The organism is Rothia sp. HMSC065B04 (genome assembly GCF_001812285.1).
In the GTDB taxonomy this organism is placed as follows: domain Bacteria; phylum Actinomycetota; class Actinomycetes; order Actinomycetales; family Micrococcaceae; genus Rothia; species Rothia mucilaginosa.
Genome location: NZ_KV808408.1, coordinates 478616 through 498089 on the forward strand (window position 1 = coordinate 478616; position 19474 = coordinate 498089).

Consider the following 19474-nt stretch of genomic DNA (forward strand, 5'->3'; position numbering starts at 1 on the left):
GCTCATCTATAGAATTCATAGCGGCGGTATGCCGTCTAAATATTTCCCTCATACAGTCGTTCAGACGCTGACATGCCCGCTTATTACCGGGGCAGTTTCACCAGGGCACAAAACTATATGCACCCGGTGCTAAAAGACAGATAAATGTCACCCGTTTTTGTGAGCTGTCCACACTGAAAGCATGAGAGAATAGACTAGGTATCCGCTCGCTTAGACACATCAGAAGGAGTTTTCAGTGGTCGATTACGCACTCGGTGACCGCGGTAGCGTTGACATTGTCACCGATGATTACTACGAAGCAGAAACCCTCCAAATCTTTGAGGAACTGCACATCGACCGTGAACGTATCTGGTACGGTGAAGCGCGCCTCGTTCCCGAACCGGATAACCCTTACGAACCTAATAGCATCGCTGTCTACATTGACGAATTCAAGGTAGGCCGCATGAGCCCGGCAGACTCCGCCGCGTACTGGGATTCCATTACCCGCGTGGTCGCCTCCGGTTACGAACCCATTGCGCACCTGCAGCTTTCCGCCGTTGCCGTGCGTGCTGAAGGCGGCGGCATGCACGTGAAGAGCACCGGTGTGCTCTCCCTGTCCGCACCCGGCTCTCTCTTCCCCCTCAACGACGCACCGACCCGCGCGACCCTGCTACCCCAGGGCCCGTCGATGAAGGTGCTTGATGAGAAGGAACACTCCGAATACCTGCACAGCATCCTGCCGCCCAGCGGTGAAGGTCGCGTGATTCTGACCCTGGAAGCGAACCAGCTCAAGACCTCCGACGGCCGTTTCGTTGACAGTGTTGAGGTGCGCCACGACCGCAAGCTCGTGGGCCGCCTGAGCACCCAGATGTCTGAGCAGCTGACGCCCGTCATCCGTTACGCTTTTGAGAACGACCGCCTCACCAGCGCGTGGGGCACTATCCGCGGTAACACCCTCGAGCTGTCCCTGACCGTTCAGGCTGCACGCCCCGCCGATATTCCGCAGGAATGGTACGAGACCCTGCCCAACAACGTTCCGGCTCTGCTACCCGTTGGTGAAGAGTACGATGTGCCCGCCGCATTCGTGCCCACCGAAGGTGAGCGTCACTACCTGGAGTCCTCCGCACAGCAGGCACCGAAGAGGCGTCGCGGTTTCATGAGCTCCCTGACCGGCGGCTCCTCCGCACCCGAGCCGGCTCGTAGCGAACTCGCCGCAGAGAAGCCCGTCATCGAGTACAGCATTGAGGAAGAAGAATACTACGAGCCGAACGAGCGTGACCGTCTGCTGAACCTGATCAAGGGTGCAGGCCTCGCCGTTCTGGTCGCCGGCCTGATTTCAATGCTGTGGACCCCGATGCTTGGCATCCTCATCGCTATCCTAGGTGGCGCTGTTGCGGCAGTCGCTTTCTACTTTGGCCGTCAGCCCTACCACGAAGGCTACGGGGACTACGACGAGTACGAGGAAGAATATGAAGAGACCGACGAGGCTGAAGAAGACTCGAAGGCATAAATTCCTCTGCTACAGGGCGTAAAGATACAACGCAACGATACAAAAGGGGCGGCTACCCCACTATCACGGTGAGGTAGCCGCCCCTTTCGTATGCCCTGTACGCTGCCCCCGAAGCCCCGCGAGAATGCAGAAAAGCCTCGTTAGAACCTGAGGTTAAAACTTGAGGGGGTGAAAGCCTCATCAGCTTTCACCCCCTCAAGGAGTCGGATCTTAGTCCTGGCCGTAAGTCGCCATGAACTGATCCATCGTATCATTCTGCAAAGCATGTGCCAGCTGCGCATTTGCAGCCTGATCTACAAAAATGATTGACTGACCATCATAGGACCAACCCGGACCTGCGTTCGGAAGAGTGGTCATACGCATCGTGGTATCACCGCTAGTCAGCACCGGAGCCGCAATCTGAGCAATCTGCGCTGCATTCAGACCCTGGTCCACGCGCATATAGTCGGTCAGAGACTCGATAGAAGACTGGAAAGATGCCACGTTGCTCAACGCACCCTTAGCCTTCATCGTGTTGTACAGGCCGCGCAGGAATGCACGCTGGTTACGCACACGCTGGTAGTCGCCATCAGCGAACGAGTAACGCTCACGAACAAAGCTCAGAGCGCCACTGCCGTTGAGGTGCATCAGACCCGGGGTAAAGGTCCAGACATTACTGGTGAATGCGAAGGGAACCTGAACATCCACACCGCCAATGGCATTCACGAGAGACTTGAAGCCTTCAAACTCAATCTCAGCTACGTGGTCGATCTTGACGCCCACCAAGTTCTCGATGGTAGCAACCTGTAGGGAAACACCGCCGTAGTTCAGCGCCGCGTTCACCTTAGCCGTACCGTAACCGGGAATATCAACCCAGGTGTCACGCATAATCGAGATGATGTACACACCCTTGCCGTCAGCCGGGATGTGCATCAGCATGATGGTGTCCGCACGGGAACCGCTCACCAGAGCTGCATCAGCACCAGTACGGGTATCGCTACCGAGCAACAGAATGTTTTTGCCGGGTCCCTTAATAACGCCGTAATTGTATCCGTTGTCCAAGATACCGTCGCCATCTGCATCGTGTTCGCTGGCGTTAGCTGCAAGAGCCGCAGCAGCATCGGTGGTGCCGTTCTTGCCGGTATCCGAGTTGGTGACGGTCGGAGCCTTCAGCTCCGTCACGTTGAGCTTCTTAGCCTCGCCAAGCTGCTCCTTAATTTTGCTGAGGTCTTCGTCCACCTTAGTGATGGAATCGAACTTCTCGGTCTTGCTATCCCAGGTGTGGCCAGCACGCCAAATAAAGAAACCAATACCGAGGGTAATAACCAGCAGAAGAATCAGCAGGATCAGCAGAATACGCTTGACCCATTTCTTCTTCTGCGACGGTTCAGAGTGAGCGTCGCTCATTAAGTTGTCCTTTGTTTGAGGTGGTGATACGCGAGGTGCGCGGCGCATCCAGCGAAGTCTCTAGAATACAGAGAGCCGGAGAATACCCGCCGATATGGGGCGGTGCTGGAGGGCACAGAAAATGCACAGCTCGCAAAATACTTTCCCATTGTAACGCCGTCAGCGGGTCTACGCACCGGTGAACGAAAGGTTTTACATTACAACTTTCCTCACGTTTGGGCGAACCATTCTGGTACCCGCATAGAACGCGCAATGCCCCGCCTCCCTGAAAACCAAGGAGAACGGGGCATTGATTTCGCTAAAAAGCAAAAGTGGGAAAGAAGATTTACTTCTTGCCGAAGTTGCCGAAGCGTGCGTTGAAGCGCTCGACGCGACCTGCGGAGTCCATGATGCGCTGCTTACCGGTGTAGAACGGGTGCGACTCGGACGAGATTTCAACCTCGACGATCGGGTACTCGTTGCCGTCTTCCCACTTCTCGGTCTTGTCCGAGGTCATGGTGGAACGGGTCAGGAAGACCTTGCCGGATGCGAGGTCGCGGAACAGAACCAGGTTGTAGTCCGGGTGGATTTCTGCCTTCATTGATTACCTTCTTCTGCTACTGGATTTTGCCAGTAGCCCTTATATAGATGGAGTAGGTTTTTCGATGTGCAGCTATCGAGAAAATCTCAGAGCGCATCACCATTGTGCCCGCATAGGGCGTGCACAACCCATTAAGGGTACCACCTTCACGGATTAAATCCCAGTACGTTCCCTCACAGGCACTAACCCACACACCGCAAGGCACCCGAAGAAGGCACTCACGCGGGTTAAGAATCAGGTGAGAACTCAGGTTATGAACGCGGGCGGGTCTCCCAGAACGCCACAGCGCTCGCCGCCGCAACGTTCAAAGAATCCACACCGTGCGACATCGGAATCATCACCGTATCGTCACACGCCGCGAGGGTACGGGGCGACAGTCCGTGCCCCTCCGTGCCCAGGATCAGCGCCAGCTTCTCATCCCGGCGGGCAGAAAGCTCCTCCAGGGTCAGCGAATCCTCCTCCAAAGCCAACGCCGCGCTCTTAAAGCCCAGCTCGTGCAGGGTCTGCAGGTCAGCAGGCCACGACTCCAGGCGAGCCCACGGCACCTGAAAAACAGTACCCATCGACACTCGAATCGAGCGGCGGTACAGCGGATCAGCGCACCGCGGAGTCACCAGCACAGCATCCACGTTCAGCGCGGCAGCCGAACGGAAAATAGCTCCCACATTCGTGTGGTCCACAATATCTTCCAAAATCGCCACGCGAGAGGCATCCTGCAACAGCTGCTCCAGAGGCTGCGGCTCCGGACGAGCCATCGCCGCCAACGCGCCACGATGCAGATGAAAACCAGTCACCTGCTCCAGCTGCTCCTCACTGCCCACATACGCGGGAGTGTCAGGATGGGCGCGCAGAACATCCACCAAATCATCAGCCCACTTCTCACTCATCAGGAAAGAAACGGGCTGATGACCGGCAGCGAGCGCACGACGAATCACCTTCGAGGACTCCGCAATGTAAATACCCCACTGCGGCTCCATGGCGCTACGGAGCTTCACATCGGTCAGCTGCGTGTAGTAGCGCAAAGCCTGCTCGGGTGCCTGCGCCAGAGCCGTGACCGACTCGATGGCGTAGACACGCTCGGCACGCTCAGCGATCTGTTCGGCGCTCAGCTGCTTCGGGGCACGGCTCATGCGCGCTTGAACGCGGAGTAACGACCCGCAGAGGTGACGGTCAGAGCTAGGTCCATGTCGTAGGTTGCTGCGAGGTTCGCCTCGGTAATGGTGGACAGGATCGGGCCGGCAGCAACCACGCCGCCGTCACGGATCAGCAGGGCGTGGGTGAAGCCCGCCGGGATTTCCTCAAGGTGGTGGGTGATGAGCACGGTAGCCGGTGCGTAGGGGTCAGCGGCAAGTGCGGTCAGACGCTCGACCAGGTCCTCACGGCCGGAGATGTCCATACCTGCGCCGGGCTCGTCCAGCAGCAGCATTTCCGGGTCGGTCATGAGGGCACGGGCAATCAGCGCACGCTTGCGTTCGCCGTCGGAGAGGGAGCCGAAGGTGCGGTCAGCGAGGGTGTCGACACCCCACTCAGCCAGCAGCTCGGTTGCACGCTCGTCGTCCATGACGTCGTATTCTTCCTTCCAGCGGCCGGACACAGCGTACGCTGCGGTCACGACAACGTCGGAAACCTTCTCGTTGGCGGGAATCTGGGTAGCCGAAGCACCGGAGGACAGACCAATGCGCGGGCGCAGGTCGAATACGTCAACAGCGCCGAGGGTCTCGTCAAGGATTTCAACCTCGCCGCTGGTCGGGTGCAGGCGGGCTGCCGCAATCGAAAGCAGAGTGGACTTACCGGCGCCGTTGGGGCCCAGAACAACCCAGCGTTCACCTTCGTTCACAGTCCACGAAACGTTGTTAAGGATGGGGCGGCCGCCGCGAATCACGGAGACATTCTGAAGGTTGAGTACGGTGCTCATGGTTCTTCTTCCAGTGAGTTAGATGGATGGGATGCGCCCCACCCCGCAACCCGTGCCGGGTTATCGGAGCGGTTGGCGCATAGTGCGCGGGCACCCCACATTGGGTTCCTCGCGCAAAATCTTAGAAGCTATAGGAGCCTTAGGGGCTATAGGTGCCGCCGCGTCAGGGGCGGCGCGCCTCATCAAATGTACCTTGTCAGATGCATCTTGTCAGAGGGGCGGGCGCATCCGCGACGACACCTATAGCGGCTGAAGTTATTAGTCGATGAAGCCGCGTGCGCCGCCGACCAGCTCAACGTGGCCGGTCTCAACGTCTGCGGTGACCATCTTCGCGATTTCCTGCGCGAACTCGTTGACGGTGTAGAGCTTGCCGGCGGTCTCGCGGCGCTGCTCAATAGCGCCGGGGTGCAGGCGGTTCAGCAGGGTTGCGGTGACGGTGCCTTCAATCATGTCAGCGGACACGACGACCAGGGAGATACCCTTCTCGGAAAGTGCGGGGATCTCGGCGATCAGTGCGTCTTCGCCTGCGCGCTTGGACTCTGCGACGGGCTTGTACTCGTCCATGGTCTCAACCTCGCGGATGAAGTGCGCCTGGTGGCTGGTCACGAACACGATGCGTGCGCCTTCGGGCATCTTCTCTGCAGCCAGGCGTGCCAGGTTCAGCTGTGCGTCACGGTTCAGGCGCATTGCGTAGTCTTCGCCCATGCCGGTTTCCATGCCGCCCGAAGCGTTCAGGATCAGGTAGTCCAGGGAGCCGAAGGTCTCCACGGCGGTGTTGACGAGGTTCTGCAGGTCCTCATTGTTGGTCACGTCAGCCTGCACTGCGATTGCCTTGCCGCCAGCCTCTTCAATAGCCTTGACAATCTTGTTCGCGCGCGGTGCCTTGGAGCGGTAGTTCACCACAATGTTCGCGCCCTCAGCGGCGAGAATCTGTGCGGTGTCTGCGCCAACGCCGCGGGAGGAGCCGGTAATGATAATGGTCTTGCCGGTCAGCTGTGCCATAGTTTTTTGTCCTTAAAGTCTAGAAAGGGTGCGCCCACGTTCGAGCGCTTCGTGCAGTCCGTACGGGGGTGGGGTTAGTGACCCATGCCCAGGCCGCCATCAACGGGGATGACAGCGCCAGAAATGTAGCTAGCCTCATCGGATGCGAGCCAGCGAATCACGCGAGCGACCTCTTCCGCCTCCGCGAAACGACCAGCGGGGATGGACGCCAGGTAGTTCTTCTTGGTTTCCTCGGGCAGAACCTCGGTCATTGCGGTGTTAATGAAGCCCGGTGCCACCACGTTAGCGGTGATGTTACGGCCGCCCAGCTCACGGGTGATGGAGCGTGCCATACCGACCAGTGCAGCCTTAGATGCGGAGTAGTTGACCTGGCCGGGGGAACCGTACAGACCCACCACGGAGGAAACCAGGATGATGCGGCCGCGCTTGAGCTTCAGCATGCCCTTGATGGCGCGCTGAACCACACGGAAAGAACCGGTGAGGTTGGTGTCGACCACGTCGGTGAAGTCGGATTCCTTCATGCGCATCAGCAGCATGTCGCGGGTGATACCTGCATTGGCGACCAGCACCTCCACGGGGCCGAACTCTGCTTCAATTGCCTTGAATGCTTCGTTAATGCTGTCGGCATCGCGTACATCTGCCTTGACGGCGAAAAATTCTTCGGGGGCTTCACCGCTGCGGTAGGTGATGCAGACATTGTGTCCTGCTGCCTGGAATTCCTTGGCAATTTCGTAGCCGATGCCTCGGTTGCCGCCGGTGACCAGCACGGTCTTGGGAGTGTTCTCGCTCATGAGCTTCCTTGATGAGTCGACCCCTCACGATCAGAGCCGATGCAGCGGCTACGCGGTTGGGGTGTGGACGGATGGACAGACAAACCCTATTTTACCGCGTTTTAGCGCAAAGGTGCCGCAGGCTACACTCCACTCTTGAACACTGAACACCTGCTCCCCTTCTTTTACAAGCCTCATCGGGCGCGTACACTAGCTGAAGCGGAACAGCCCGCACCCCTTTTCTGCCCGGTCGCGCGGGCACGGAATAACACCGCACGTCGAGGCGCAATAGTAAGGATAAGAAGACATGGATCTGCTCGGTTCACTTTCTCAGGATGCACAACCCGAGTACGCCAAGTGCTCCCGCAAGGGCTGCCAGCAGGCGGCGGAATTTCAGCTGCTCTGGAACAACCCGAAGGTGCACACCCCCGAGCGCCGCAAGATTTGGTTGGCGTGCTCCGAGCACGTGGGCTGGCTGGAGAACTACCTGCGCGAGCGCGAGTTCTGGAAGCAGACTCTGCCCTTTGAGGGGTAGTGCCACTTGAGAGGTGACGCCGCTTGAGAGGTGACGCCGCTTGAGGTGGTGCCGCTTGAGGGATAACCCAGCCTATCGAAAGTAATTTCGATATATGCTATATTTGTTCTAATAAAGTTCAGGCACCCCAACCCCGTACCTCAAGGAGGCACCTCCCCATGATGGGCTATTCGCATACTGTCAGCGCCGCAGCTGGCTGGCTAGTGCTCGTCGAGACGGGAGTGGTGCAGGTTCCAGACACCCCCACCCTCATCGTGACCACCCTGGCGTGTGCCGGTGCGGGTATGCTACCGGATATTGACCACCACAACGGCAGTATCGCCAACTCCATCCCGCCCATTTCACGCTGGGTAGCACGCATTGTCGGGGCGGTCAGCGGCGGGCACCGCAAGGGAACGCACTCCATTTTGGGCCTGGTAGCTTTCTGGGCAATTGCCTATTTCAGCGCCAACCTGAGCTACAACGGAATCCCCTGGGCCTCACTGCTTCTTGCCGCATTCTCGGGCGGTCTGGCATTGCGCGTGCTCGGCGCACCGGGTGGATGGATTGGTGCCGTCGCCCTCGGGTACGCCGCCTACACGACTGATTCACTGGCGCTGCTCCCCTGGGCTATTTCGGTCGGCGCGACCATTCACCTGATTGGCGACCTGCTGACAACCCGCGGACTGCTGCCCCTCTACCCCATTGTTATCAAACCCCTGGTGGCATCCCCCCTATGGAAAAAGAGCGGCTACATGGCACTGCCGATCCTGGGTGATGCTGGCAGCGTACGCGAGAAGGCACTTGTTCTAGCACTGACCGGGTACGTCGCCTGGTATGCGGCAGCCATGATGGGCTTTACCGAATACCCTCTGCAAATGTTCGGACTGGGTATTCACGCCGCATAACGTGCCGCATAACTAAATTCTACTGAGGACAGCGAAGCGCCCCGTCACTTCCCTACGGAAGCGACGGGGCGCTTTTCTAATCCTTATCCCGACCTATCGGGGTGAGAGATTAAGCGTCCTGGATGGGCCAGAAGACGTCAACCTCAACGTTCTCTTCACCGGAGGTGGGGTACTTCTCGAACTCAGTGTTGTGCATTGGCAGTTCTCCTTCGTGAGCGGGCGGGAATCTCTTCTCCCCCGCGTTAGCTCACCATCGGTAGTGAGCCCTAATGTTTCGCATTTGCGTCCTCGCAATGGCGGGAACAGTTATAAGTCTACGCCCCACGCATGTTGTGTTTCTACCATTTTTCCCACAATGTATGTAGAGACACATGAAAAATTCGAAAATCCCACACAGACCCCCTGAAATATCGCCTGAGAGCTTTTCTTTACCTCAGAAAAACCCACAAGACAACATTATTTCCCGTCAAATACGCCGCAAGTTTCGTGTGTCAGAACCCACAGTTCCCATGCACAGGAACGCAATAACAGCACACACGCTCAGAAAACAATACAACCCCACGGGTCAGGTCACATTTTTCCGCACTATTCACGAGAAAAAATACCGGCAATATCTCCGCAACACATTTTCAGAACACAAAAATACGCCCTGGACAATACGCCACAAACAATACACCCCAGACAATAAAACAACGCGCAATACACAAGAGGCCCCGGTACCACACGGTACCGGAGCCTCCCCCGTACTTTTATGTCAGCGGATAATGCTTTACGCCAGCGAAATCAAATCCTGGTAATCCTTCGACCATAGGTCCTCCACCGCATCCGGTAGAAGCAGCACGCGCTCAGGATCCAGCGCCTCCACAGCGCCCTCATCGTGAGAAACCATCACGATAGCACCCTGGTACGCCTTCAACGCGTTCAGAATCTCCTCACGCGAGGCGGGGTCCAGGTTGTTGGTCGGCTCATCGAGCAGCAGCACGTTCGCACTCGATGCCACCAGGGTCGCCAGGGACAGGCGGGTCTTCTCACCACCGGAAAGCACGCCGGCGGGCTTATCCACGTCATCACCGGAGAACAGGAACGAACCTAGAATCGTGCGCACGCGGGTGTCATCCAGATCCGGCGCAGCAGACTTCATGTTCTCAAAGACAGTGCGGTCACCATCAAGAATTTCGTGTTCCTGCGCAAAATAGCCCAGCTTCGCGCCGTGACCGTACACGACCTCACCCGTATCAGGCTCGGTGGAACCAGCCAGCATGCGCAGCAGAGTGGTCTTACCGGCACCGTTCAGACCCAGCACCACCACGCGCGAACCGCGGTCAATCGCCAAGTCAACGTCCGTGAAAATCTCCAGAGAGCCATAGGACTTCGACAGGCCCTGGGCAGAGAGCGGAGTCTTACCGCACGGCGCCGGATCCGGGAAGCGAATCGCCGCAACCTTATCGCTCTGACGCTCATCCTCCAGGCCGCGCAGAAGCTTCTCAGCACGCTTAATCATCTGCTGAGCAGCAACAGCCTTCGTCGCCTTCGCGCGCATCTTATTCGCCTGCTCCATCAGAGCATTCGCCTTCTTCTGCGCATTCGCACGCTCACGCTTGCGGCGGTGCTCATCCTGCTCACGCTGAGTCAGGTAGTTCTTCCAGCCCATGTTGTACTGGTCAATCACGCAGCGGTTCGCGTCCAGGTAGAAGACGCGGTTGACGACCAGCTCCATCAGCTCAACGTCGTGGCTAATAACCATCAGGCCGCCCGAGAAGTTCTTCAAGAAGTCGCGCAGCCACAGAATCGAGTCGGCATCCAGGTGGTTGGTCGGCTCATCCAGCAGCATGGTGTCTGCATTGGAGAAGAGAATACGCGCCAGCTCCACACGGCGACGCTGACCACCCGACAGAGTAGACAGCGGCTGGGCGAGCACACGCTCCGGCAAGTCCAGGTTGGAGGTGATGACCGCCGCCTCCGACTCAGCCGCGTAGCCGCCACCGGCAATAAACTCAGCCTCAAGACGGTCGTAGCGGCGCATACCCTTAGCGCGCACCGCCGGGTCCTCACTAGCCATATCGTTCTGCGCCTGACGCATCTTGCGCGCCACACCGTCCAGGCCACGCGCCGAGAGGATACGGTCACGCGCCAGCTGGCTCATGTCATCCACCTTCGGGTCCTGCGGAAGGTAGCCGATAGTGCCGCTGCGGGTCACCGTACCGTCAGCGGGCAGGGTCAGACCGGCAAGCACCTTAGTCATAGTGGTCTTACCGGCACCGTTGCGGCCCACCAGACCAATCTTATCGCCCTTATCGATGCGGAAGGTGACCTCTTCCATGAGCAGGCGCGCGCCTGCACGCAATTCGAGGTTCTGTACAGCAATCATGGGTGCCTTTCCGGATGGCGGTCTGGTGTGTGGGTTGATAGTGCTTGGTGGGCGGGATTCGCCGAGTTAGAAGCGGCGAGCGCGCAGAGCACCTCATCAATTTTAGTGCAGGTGTGCCGAGTGCGCATGTGGGGCACCTTTTGTTTTCATGGTGTGCGGTGTACGATACATACCGAACACTATTCGTAGAACATTGTTCAAAAATTGGGTTGTGACAAGCAGTCAACCACCGCCACCCTCAACTCTGTAGAAAAATCTGCAGAGCAATACGTATCAAAGGAGTACCACCCCAATGACCGATTCCGTGCGCGAATCAGCCCAGGAACCCCAGGCAACTCAGGCACCGCGCCGTAACGTAGCGGCAAAGACCTCCCTCGCCACCGATCTCTCCCTCATCGCAGTGTTCGCGGGCTTCATCGCCGCGCTCGCCATCATGCCCGCCGTCAGCTTGGGCGGCGTTGCGGTTCCCTTCACCTTCCAGACCCTCGGCATTTACATCACCGCACAGGTGCTCGGCGGCAAGCGTGCCACCGCCTCCGTGGCGCTGTACCTGCTGGTTGGTTTCGCTGGCCTGCCCATCTTCGCTAAGGGCGGCGCCGGTTTGGGTACGCTCGCCTCCCCGAGTGCCGGCTACCTGCTCGGCTTCCTGCCCTTCGCCGCTATTGCCGGTACCCTCGCATACCTGCTCACCCGCAACACCCGTTCGGTTGGCGCGACCTTCCTTATGGCTCTGGTCGCGAACTTCTGCGGTTTTGTGGTTCTGACCGCCTGCGGTATCGCCGGTATGATGGTGAACGCCCACATGACTTTTGACGCCGCGTTCAGCGCGGCAATGGTATTCGTTCCCTGGGATCTGGTGAAGTCCACGATCGCGGTTCTGGTTGGTTTGTCGGTACGCCGCGCCTTCCCGTCCCTGGCTTCTGCCCAGCGTTAAAAGCACACAATGTGCCACACGAGAGGATAGCTATGTTTTTTCGCCGCTCCACGCGCCAGCCTGCACCGCAGCAGGTGCAAGGCGAGCAGGCGGTGAGCGCCTCTACCAGCATGCCCGCCCTTGAGCTTGAATCGGTGAGTGTTTTCACCGAGCTGCCCGAAGGCGGGCATCGCCGTATCCTCAAGGATGTAAGCCTGCGGTTCACGGCGAAGCGCACCGCGGTGCTGGGCCTGAACGGTAGCGGCAAGTCGACCCTGCTAGGGCTTTTTAACGGGCTCACCCACCCGGATGAAGGTATTGTGCGAGTGAACGGTGTCGACACTCTGGAGACACCGAGCCGCGGCTCGACGGGTGCTCGCGGTAATTCCCCGGGTGCTTTTGAGGGCGTGGGCATGCTCTTCGCCCAGCCGGAGGCGCAGCTGATTATGCCCACCGTTGCCGAAGATATTGACCTGAGCCTGCGCCGTGCCGCAGCCGTTGAAGGTAATGCCCTCAGCGGTGAGCAGCGCCGCGAACGGATTCGTGAACTGCTCCGCGAGCGCGGCCTCGAACGCCTGGAGGACCAGAGCGTTTTCACCCTCTCAGGAGGCGAAAAGCAGCTGGTTGCTCTCACCAGCGTGCTGGCGGCGCGCCCGCAGATTCTTCTGCTCGATGAGCCGACCACCCTGCTGGATTTGCGTAATCGCGCGCGGCTACTCAAGCATTTGGAGTCGCTGGATCAGATGCTGGTGCTCAGCACGCACGACCTGGATTTGGCGGCGTCCTGCGATGAAGCCGTGATTATTCATGACGGTCGTTTGCTCGCCCAGGGGGATGCGGCGCAGCTGGTTCAGCAGTACCGCACGTGGTGTGCCGAGGGGTTCCCGAATGAAGGCGCCGATATCGAAGATGCAGGCGACAGCACGGACACTGCAGGAGGCGCGCATGGGCGCTAACACGCCGCGCGTGAATCCTCGCCCCGCCGGCCAGGGCTCGGATTTCATCCCCGGTACTCTGCTGGTGGGTTTCTACCAGCCGTTGAACACGCCGGTGCATCGGGCGCCGCTGTGGTTCAAGGGCACGCTCTTCTTTGGGTTGTTTCTGCTGTTGGCGGTGACCAGCTGGCAGGTGGCGCTGGTGGCTTTGGTTGCCTCCACGTTCTGCGCGTTGTGGGCTGGTGTGCCTGCCTCCCAGCTGTGGCTGGTGGTTCGCACGCTGTCTCTGCTGCTACTGATTATGGTCGGCTATTACGTGTTTACGGGTCAGTACGCCTCCGGCGCGGATGCTATCGCGACTATGCTGACGGCTTTTTATGCGTCCCGCGCTCTGCTGGTGAGCACTCCCCTGCCGGTTCTGATTGACGGCTTTGTGAGGCTGTGTTCGCCGCTACGTTTCGTTGGTCTTTCCCCAGAGCGTCTGGGTCTGCTGATTGCGTTGATGATCCGGTCAATTCCGGCGCTCATGGACCGTTGGGGTGCGTTGCGCAGGGCGGCGGTGGCGCGTAACCTGCCCAAGCGCATGTATTGGCGGCTGCTGATTCCGTGGGTGGTGCAGGCGGTTGATTACGCGACGGCGACCGCTCGTGCTTTGCGGGCGCGGCACGTGGACGAGCTGAACTAGCGCAGATACGCGAGAGGGGCGGGGTGAACCGTGTAGGTTCATCCCGCCCCTTCGCTTTAACTCGCCTAGCTAGGCTGGTTTAGGGCGTTTCAATGAGGAGCACCGCCGGGAGCTGCTCCCACCACAGGTACCAGTCGTGCTGACCGTAGAGCGCCTCCACGAGCTTGTCGAAGCCGCGGTAGACACGCACCGGCATCGCCGAGGAAACCATCGTGTGCTCGACCGCCAGGATTTCGGCGTCGCGGCGGGTTGTGACCGGCACCGGCGTGTAGAACTCGATAAAGTCTGAGGCGATAACAGCCGGGTAGGCGTCGTCGCGTTCAAACCAGTAGCGGGCAATGGACAGCATCGCCTCGGGGCTGGGACTGGAATCCCACCCGCCAAAGGGCAGGTAGGCGAACACCCCGGATGCGTTCCGCAGCGGCAGGTCCATGATGAGCAGTTCCGCGGCGCTGTCAATGTCGGTGGCCTTAACCTTCTCATTGATGATGCCGGCGGTCAGTTCGAAGGGGTACTCCGCTTTCAGGGGCGTGCCAATATCGTCTTCGCCGAGTTCGCCGTTCTCCATGAGGCGGCGGTAGGTCTGCAGGTAGGTGCTCTCGTTCAGGTGCCGGAACGCCTCGTGCGCGGCGACTTCTACACCGACTTGATCCAGGTAACGATGCTGGTCGGTGATGAGCTCGTGTGCGTACCGCTTGACGGTGTCGGCGGTGATGTCCTGTACTGGGGTTGAGGTACGTAGGGAGACGTTATTCTCAATGGTTCCGAGCAGGGTCGGGTCGAGGGCAACCACGATGGGGGTTGTTCCCCGGTTCTTGCCCTCGTAGAGGTGTTCGAGGTATCGCCGGTTAAGTTCGGCTCGTGGGGCGCCGTGGCGGATTCGCTCGTGTGGGTAGGGATACAAAGCGACGAAGCGCTCGTAGAGCTCTGCCATGGTGTTCTCCGATGTTTGGTTGCCCCCAGTTTATCGCGTATTTTCGCACAAAAATCCGGGTTTTTGGATGTTTTAGCAGGGCACGGAGGGCGTGTAATTTTTTCGTTTGATGAGTGTGTATCGGTGTGTGCTAAACACGCTTAAACTGCCTTTGTGTTGGGCGGTTTGAGCACCTGTTTTCGCCAGAAAAAGTTAGAAATTTTTTTGCCACCATATGAGATTTTGGGCGAGTTACACCGGGCGGCGCCAAAGGGTGCGGCAGACACTTTCGCGGTGGTGCGGGGCGCCTCCTGCGGGTCGGTATCCGCTGCAGAACTCTGGTAGAACAGGCACCAAGTTTATGATTTGCAGACATAAAGCACCCTATTTTCTTCTTCGGCGCGTCATATTTGACGTATTAAGGGTGTTTCGGGCGAGTTCCGCCACCGCAGCCCCACAGCTGGCGTAGAGTGTTGGTACCAGCTACCACCCGTGCCGCGTTGGTGCGGAAAACGTCGCTGAGACCATCAACTCGCAGGAGTTCAAACCAACGGAGGTTCTCATGTCGAATAACTACTACAAAGAGATGGTTCGCCTGGCAGACAGCATCGCTGATAAGGCGCATGAGGGGCAGACTGACCGTAACGGCTGGCCCTACATCTCCCACCCTCGCCGTGTGGCTCTTGGGGTACGTAAGCTTGCGTGTGAGTTGGCTGCCGCGACTCACCCTGATATTTCTTTGGAGGAGCTGAAGGCTGAAGCGCAGATCGTGGCGCTGCTGCATGACACGGTGGAGGATACCGGCGTTTCCCTCGCATATCTGGCTCGTCACTTCTCGGCGCGTATTGTGGATGCGATTGAGGCCTTGACCCGCCGCCCGGGTGAGTCGCGTGAGTCGTATCTGAGCCGGGTGCGTGTGAATGATTTGGCTCGTCTGGTGAAGCTTGCCGATATTGCGGATAATACTGACCCGCAGCGTTTGGCACTTCTGGAGGAACCGACTCGTACCTGCCTCATGATCAAGTATGAGCACTCGCTGAAGCTGCTGCACCTGAACGACTAGGTAGGCGCAAAACCCAGAAGACACAAAAATACCCGCCCGGTGCCGAAGGCATACACCTTCGGCACCGGGCGGGTACCTTATCTGCGAGTCAGGAGCTTAGATGTTGAAGCCCAGCGCGCGCATCATATCGCGGCCGTCCTCAGTAATACGCTCCGGGCCCCACGGCGGCATCCAAACCCAGTTCACACGCCAAGAATCAACCAGGTTATCCAGGTTGCTCTGAACCTGCTCCTCAATAACCTCCTGCAGCGGGCACGCCGCAGTGGTCAGAGTCAGGTCCAGAATGAGGGTTCCATCCTCATCCCAGCGCAGACCGTAGAGCAGACCGAGGTCAACAATATTGACGCCGAGCTCCGGGTCAATGACCTCCTTGAGGGCTTCCTCAATCTCTTCCTGAGGAACACGACCCTGCACAGTCTCAGTCATAGTTCTATCTTTCTGTCAGAATCCGGTCAGGGAAGAAGCTTACTTCTTACCTACGTAAGCTACGTAGCCCTCTTCTTCCAGGCGGTCAGCCAGCTCGGGGCCGCCCTGGTCAACCATCTTGCCGTCCACGAACACGTGCACGAACTGCGGCTTGATGTAGCGCAGGATGCGGGTGTAGTGGGTAATCAGCATGACGCCCATGTCGTTCTCGTCGTGCGCACGGTTAACGCCCTCAGACACGATCTTCAGTGCGTCAACGTCCAGACCGGAGTCGGTCTCGTCCAGGATGCCGAACTTGGGCTTGAGCAGCTCCAGCTGAAGGATCTCGTGGCGCTTCTTCTCACCACCGGAGAAGCCCTCGTTCACGTTACGTGCGATGAACGCGGGGTCAATCTCCAGGTTCTTCATGGCTTCCTTAACGTCCTTAGTCCAGGTACGCAGGGAGGGAGCCTTGCCGTCCACAGCGGTCTTAGCGGAACGCAGGAAGTTGGACATGGTCACACCGGGGATCTCAACCGGGTACTGCATAGCCAGGAACAGGCCTGCGCGTGCACGCTCGTCCACGCTCATCTCGGTGATGTCCTCACCGTCGAGCAGGATCTGACCGGAATCAACCTGGTACTTGGGGTGGCCAGCAATGGTGGAAGCCAGAGTGGACTTACCGGAACCGTTCGGGCCCATGATTGCGTGAATCTCGCCCGAGTTGATGGTCAGGTTAACGCCCTTCAGGATGGGCTTGGTGGTTTCGTCGTCGAGGATAACCGAGACGTGAAGGTCCTTGATTTCAAGAGTAGACATTGATTTCTCCTGGTAAAGCTTAGTTGTTGCTGAGGGCGAGCTCTGCCTCAAGGGCCTCGGTGAGCTGCTCTTCAAGTTCGGGAACACGAATCTGCTGAATGATCTCGTTCAGGAAGCCGCGCACGACCAGACGGCGTGCCTCAGCCTCCGGAATACCGCGAGCCTGCAGGTACCACAGGTGCTGCTCATCGAGCTGGCCGGTGGTGGATGCGTGGCCGGCGCCCTCAATCAGGCCGGTCTCAATCTCCAGGTTCGGCACGGAGTCGGCGCGGGGGCCAACTTCCAACAGCAGGTTACGGTTCAGCTCGTAGGTGTCGGTGCCTTCTGCATCCTTACCAATCAGAACGTCACCAACCCATACGGAGTGCGCACCCTTACCCTGCAGCGCGCCCTTGTAGGTCACGCGGGACTTGCAGTTGGGTACGGAGTGGTCCACGAACAGGCGGGACTCAATGTGCTGACCTGCGTCTACGAAGTACAGGCCGTACATTTCAGTCTCAGCGCCGGGAGCGGTGAACTTGGTGGAGGGGGTCACGCGCACCAGGTCGCCGCCGAGGGACACCACAACGTGCTTGAAGCGTGCATTGCGGCCCAGCTTAGCGTAGTGTGCGGAGGTGTGGATCGCGTCGTCAGCCCACTGCTGCACGGAAACAACGTTCAGCTCAGCCTCGTCGTTCACCACGAACTCAACGTTCTGTGCCAGGACGGTGGAGCCGGTGTGGCGCAGAACCACGACAGCCTTCGAGAAGGGCTTAGCCTCAATCACGATGTGCTGTGCGGCAGCCTCGTTGCCAGTGCCGGTGATGTCGATTTCCACGTGCTCAGCCAGTTCAGCTTCGGCGGGGATGGTCACCACGGTTGCTTCGGTGAAGCTGGACCACGCGTTCGCTGCCACACGGTCCTCGGGGATACCTGCGGAGCCGATGCGTGCATCCTCGCGAGAGACAGTCTCAACCTGAACCTGCTCGGGTGCAGTGATCTTCGGTGCCGGTGCGGTGCCGGTCAGCTTCTCCAGGTGCAGGCCGCCCAGACGCTTCAGCGGGGTGAAGCGCCAGTCCTCTTCACGACCGGTCAGGGGTGCGAAGTCTTCCACGTTGTAGGAGGTCTTACGCTCTGCACGGGATGCTTCGAGTACCTTCTGGACGTTGTTCGGGTTGGAGCCCTGGTGGTGTGCCTCGGTGGCGCGCATCAGGGTGTCATCGTGGGCGAACTCGGTGGCGAGCTTCTCGCCCTCCTGGTCCATGCCGGGGATGATCGGGGAGTGGTAACCCAGGGTTTCTTCGTTGGTCGGCATTAGCCCACAGATCCTTCCATCTGAAGTTCGATCAGGCGGTTCAGTTCGAGTGCGTACTCCATCGGCAGCTCGCGGGCGATAGGCTCAACGAAGCCGCGGACGATCATCGCCATTGCTTCTTCTTCGCTCAGGCCGCGCTGCATCAGGTAGAACAGCTGGTCCTCGGAGACGCGGGAAACGGTCGCCTCGTGACCCATGGTCACATCGTCCTCGCGGACATCCACGTAGGGGTAGGTGTCGGAGCGGGAGATGGTGTCCACCAGCAGTGCGTCACAGACCACGGAGGACTTAGAGTGCTTAGCGCCCTCACGCACCTGAACCAGGCCACGGTATGCGCTGCGGCCGCCGTTACGTGCCACGGACTTGGACACAATGGTCGAGGAGGTGTTCGGTGCAATGTGAACCATCTTCGAACCGGTGTCCTGGTGCTGACCCTCACCCGCGAATGCGATGGACAGGGTCTCACCCTTAGCGTGCTCGCCGACCATGTAAACAGCCGGGTACTTCTGGGTGACCTTCGAACCGATGTTGCCGTCCACCCATTCCATGGTGGCGCCCTCGTGCGCAACCGCACGCTTGGTCACCAGGTTGTAGACGTTGTTCGACCAGTTCTGGATGGTGGTGTAGCGAACGCGTGCGTTCTTCTTCAGCACAATCTCAACCACTGCGGAGTGCAGGGAGTCGGACTTGTAGATGGGGGCGGTGCAGCCCTCAATGTAGTGAACGTAGGAGCCCTCGTCAGCGATGATCAGGGTGCGTTCGAACTGGCCCATGTTCTCGGTGTTAATGCGGAAGTACGCCTGCAGCGGGATCTCCACGTGAACTCCCGGGGGAACGTACACGAAGGAGCCACCGGACCATACGGCGGTGTTCAGTGCGGAGAACTTGTTGTCACCAATCGGGATGATGGAGCCGAAGTATTCCTTGAACAGTTCGGGGTACTCGCGCAGACCGGTATCGGTATCGACGAAAATCACGCCCTGCTTCTCCAGGTCCTCACGGATCTGGTGGTACACGACCTCAGACTCGTACTGTGCAGCCACACCCGCGACGAGGGAGTTACGCTCCGCCTCGGGAATACCCAGACGCTCGTAGGTGGTGCGGATATCCTCGGGCAGTTCCTCCCAAGAAGCCGCCTGACCCTCGGTCGAGCGCACGAAGTACTTGATGTTGTCGAAGTCGATTTCGGAAAGATCCGCACCCCAGGTGGGCATGGGCTTACGCTCAAAGAACTTCAGCGCCTTCAGACGCATATCCAGCATCCACTGGGGTTCGTTCTTCTTCGCAGAGATGTCGCGCACGACGTTCTCGTCCAGGCCGCGCTTTGCTACCTGGCCTGCTTCGTCGGAGTCTGCCCAACCGTACTCGTAGTTGCCAATGCCCTCGAGTTCGGGGTTCATCTCCAGGATCTCTGAAATGACGGTGTCGTTGGCGTTCTGCCCAACTTTCTCAGTCATTACGGCCTTTCTTCGATGGTTATTACATTTCTCTCCGCCACCTGCCGGTTGCAGGCGC

General features: G+C 58.9%; 19 protein-coding genes. 7 read left to right on the plus strand and 12 right to left on the minus strand.

From position 1 onward, the window contains the following. Positions 1 to 235 precede the first annotated feature (235 nt). Positions 236 to 1489, plus strand: coding sequence for an HIRAN domain-containing protein (locus tag HMPREF2845_RS05245; protein ID WP_070634072.1), 1254 nt, complete (start codon positions 236 to 238; stop codon positions 1487 to 1489). Positions 1490 to 1699: 210 nt separating this feature from the next. On the opposite strand, the gene HMPREF2845_RS05250 is transcribed toward HMPREF2845_RS05245, so the two are convergent. The 6 genes from HMPREF2845_RS05250 to HMPREF2845_RS05275 form a co-directional block, all read right to left on the minus strand. Further along, a complete protein-coding gene (locus HMPREF2845_RS05250) occupies positions 1700 to 2875 on the minus strand; it encodes an LCP family protein (RefSeq protein WP_070634073.1) in 1176 nt (391 codons plus the stop codon). 325 nt (positions 2876 to 3200) lie between these two features. Beyond that, the gene (locus tag HMPREF2845_RS05255) at positions 3201 to 3455 is read right to left on the minus strand and encodes a type B 50S ribosomal protein L31 (protein WP_005506069.1); all 255 of its coding nucleotides are present in this window, start codon (positions 3453 to 3455) and stop codon (positions 3201 to 3203) included. Positions 3456 to 3706: 251 nt separating this feature from the next. Then, complete coding sequence (locus HMPREF2845_RS05260; RefSeq protein WP_070634074.1) at positions 3707 to 4585, minus strand: TrmH family RNA methyltransferase; 879 nt, start codon at positions 4583 to 4585, stop codon at positions 3707 to 3709. After that, entirely contained in the window at positions 4582 to 5370 is a 789-nt protein-coding gene (locus HMPREF2845_RS05265; protein WP_049341254.1) for an ABC transporter ATP-binding protein, read from the minus strand. Before HMPREF2845_RS05265 ends, HMPREF2845_RS05260 begins: the two co-directional genes overlap by 4 nt. 258 nt (positions 5371 to 5628) lie before the next feature. Continuing rightward, entirely contained in the window at positions 5629 to 6372 is a 744-nt protein-coding gene (locus tag HMPREF2845_RS05270; RefSeq protein WP_005506073.1) for an SDR family oxidoreductase, read from the minus strand. A 74-nt stretch (positions 6373 to 6446) separates the two neighbouring features. Then, positions 6447 to 7163 (minus strand): beta-ketoacyl-ACP reductase, encoded by a 717-nt coding sequence (locus tag HMPREF2845_RS05275; RefSeq protein ID WP_049341256.1) that lies wholly within the window; start codon positions 7161 to 7163, stop codon positions 6447 to 6449. Positions 7164 to 7449: 286 nt separating this feature from the next. On the opposite strand from HMPREF2845_RS05275, the gene HMPREF2845_RS05280 reads away from it, so the two are divergent. Then, the gene (locus tag HMPREF2845_RS05280) at positions 7450 to 7677 is read left to right on the plus strand and encodes a hypothetical protein (RefSeq protein WP_005506080.1); all 228 of its coding nucleotides are present in this window, start codon (positions 7450 to 7452) and stop codon (positions 7675 to 7677) included. Positions 7678 to 7835: 158 nt separating this feature from the next. Next, positions 7836 to 8564: a metal-dependent hydrolase gene (locus HMPREF2845_RS05285; RefSeq protein ID WP_049354628.1), complete on the plus strand. Its 729-nt coding sequence runs from the start codon at positions 7836 to 7838 to the stop codon at positions 8562 to 8564. A 769-nt stretch (positions 8565 to 9333) separates the two neighbouring features. Here HMPREF2845_RS05285 and HMPREF2845_RS05290 read toward each other — a convergent pair. Next, positions 9334 to 10932 (minus strand): ABC-F family ATP-binding cassette domain-containing protein, encoded by a 1599-nt coding sequence (locus HMPREF2845_RS05290; RefSeq protein ID WP_070634075.1) that lies wholly within the window; start codon positions 10930 to 10932, stop codon positions 9334 to 9336. Between the two features lie 292 nt (positions 10933 to 11224). Here HMPREF2845_RS05290 and HMPREF2845_RS05295 point away from each other — a divergent pair, with 292 nt between their 5' ends. Genes HMPREF2845_RS05295 through HMPREF2845_RS05305 form a run of 3 tightly spaced genes read left to right on the plus strand, consistent with a single transcriptional unit; the run spans position 11225 to position 13465 of the window. After that, a complete protein-coding gene (locus HMPREF2845_RS05295; protein ID WP_049347599.1) occupies positions 11225 to 11866 on the plus strand; it encodes a biotin transporter BioY in 642 nt (213 codons plus the stop codon). A gap of 32 nt (positions 11867 to 11898) precedes the next feature. Then, entirely contained in the window at positions 11899 to 12801 is a 903-nt protein-coding gene (locus HMPREF2845_RS05300; protein WP_070634076.1) for an energy-coupling factor ABC transporter ATP-binding protein, read from the plus strand. Beyond that, positions 12791 to 13465, plus strand: coding sequence for an energy-coupling factor transporter transmembrane component T family protein (locus HMPREF2845_RS05305; protein ID WP_070634077.1), 675 nt, complete (start codon positions 12791 to 12793; stop codon positions 13463 to 13465). Before HMPREF2845_RS05300 ends, HMPREF2845_RS05305 begins: the two co-directional genes overlap by 11 nt. 79 nt (positions 13466 to 13544) lie before the next feature. On the opposite strand, the gene HMPREF2845_RS05310 is transcribed toward HMPREF2845_RS05305, so the two are convergent. After that, entirely contained in the window at positions 13545 to 14399 is an 855-nt protein-coding gene (locus tag HMPREF2845_RS05310) for a DUF4253 domain-containing protein (protein ID WP_070634078.1), read from the minus strand. Between the two features lie 541 nt (positions 14400 to 14940). Here HMPREF2845_RS05310 and HMPREF2845_RS05315 point away from each other — a divergent pair. Next, on the plus strand, positions 14941 to 15441 hold the full coding sequence (locus HMPREF2845_RS05315; protein WP_049356986.1) for an HD domain-containing protein: 501 nt from the start codon (positions 14941 to 14943) through the stop codon (positions 15439 to 15441). A gap of 96 nt (positions 15442 to 15537) precedes the next feature. On the opposite strand, the gene HMPREF2845_RS05320 is transcribed toward HMPREF2845_RS05315, so the two are convergent. The 4 genes from HMPREF2845_RS05320 to sufB are packed head-to-tail and all read right to left on the minus strand — an operon-like array spanning position 15538 to position 19416. Further along, positions 15538 to 15867 carry a metal-sulfur cluster assembly factor gene (locus HMPREF2845_RS05320; RefSeq protein ID WP_005506103.1) on the minus strand — a complete coding sequence of 110 codons (330 nt, stop codon included), beginning with the start codon at positions 15865 to 15867 and terminating at the stop codon, positions 15538 to 15540. Positions 15868 to 15906: 39 nt separating this feature from the next. Further along, on the minus strand, positions 15907 to 16665 hold the full coding sequence (sufC, locus tag HMPREF2845_RS05325; protein ID WP_005506105.1) for a Fe-S cluster assembly ATPase SufC: 759 nt from the start codon (positions 16663 to 16665) through the stop codon (positions 15907 to 15909). A 19-nt stretch (positions 16666 to 16684) separates the two neighbouring features. Beyond that, positions 16685 to 17959 (minus strand): Fe-S cluster assembly protein SufD, encoded by a 1275-nt coding sequence (sufD, locus tag HMPREF2845_RS05330; RefSeq protein ID WP_005506109.1) that lies wholly within the window; start codon positions 17957 to 17959, stop codon positions 16685 to 16687. Beyond that, on the minus strand, positions 17959 to 19416 hold the full coding sequence (sufB, locus tag HMPREF2845_RS05335) for a Fe-S cluster assembly protein SufB (protein WP_005506110.1): 1458 nt from the start codon (positions 19414 to 19416) through the stop codon (positions 17959 to 17961). The genes sufD and sufB overlap by 1 nt, the downstream gene beginning before the upstream one ends. Between the last annotated feature and the right edge of the window lie 58 nt (positions 19417 to 19474).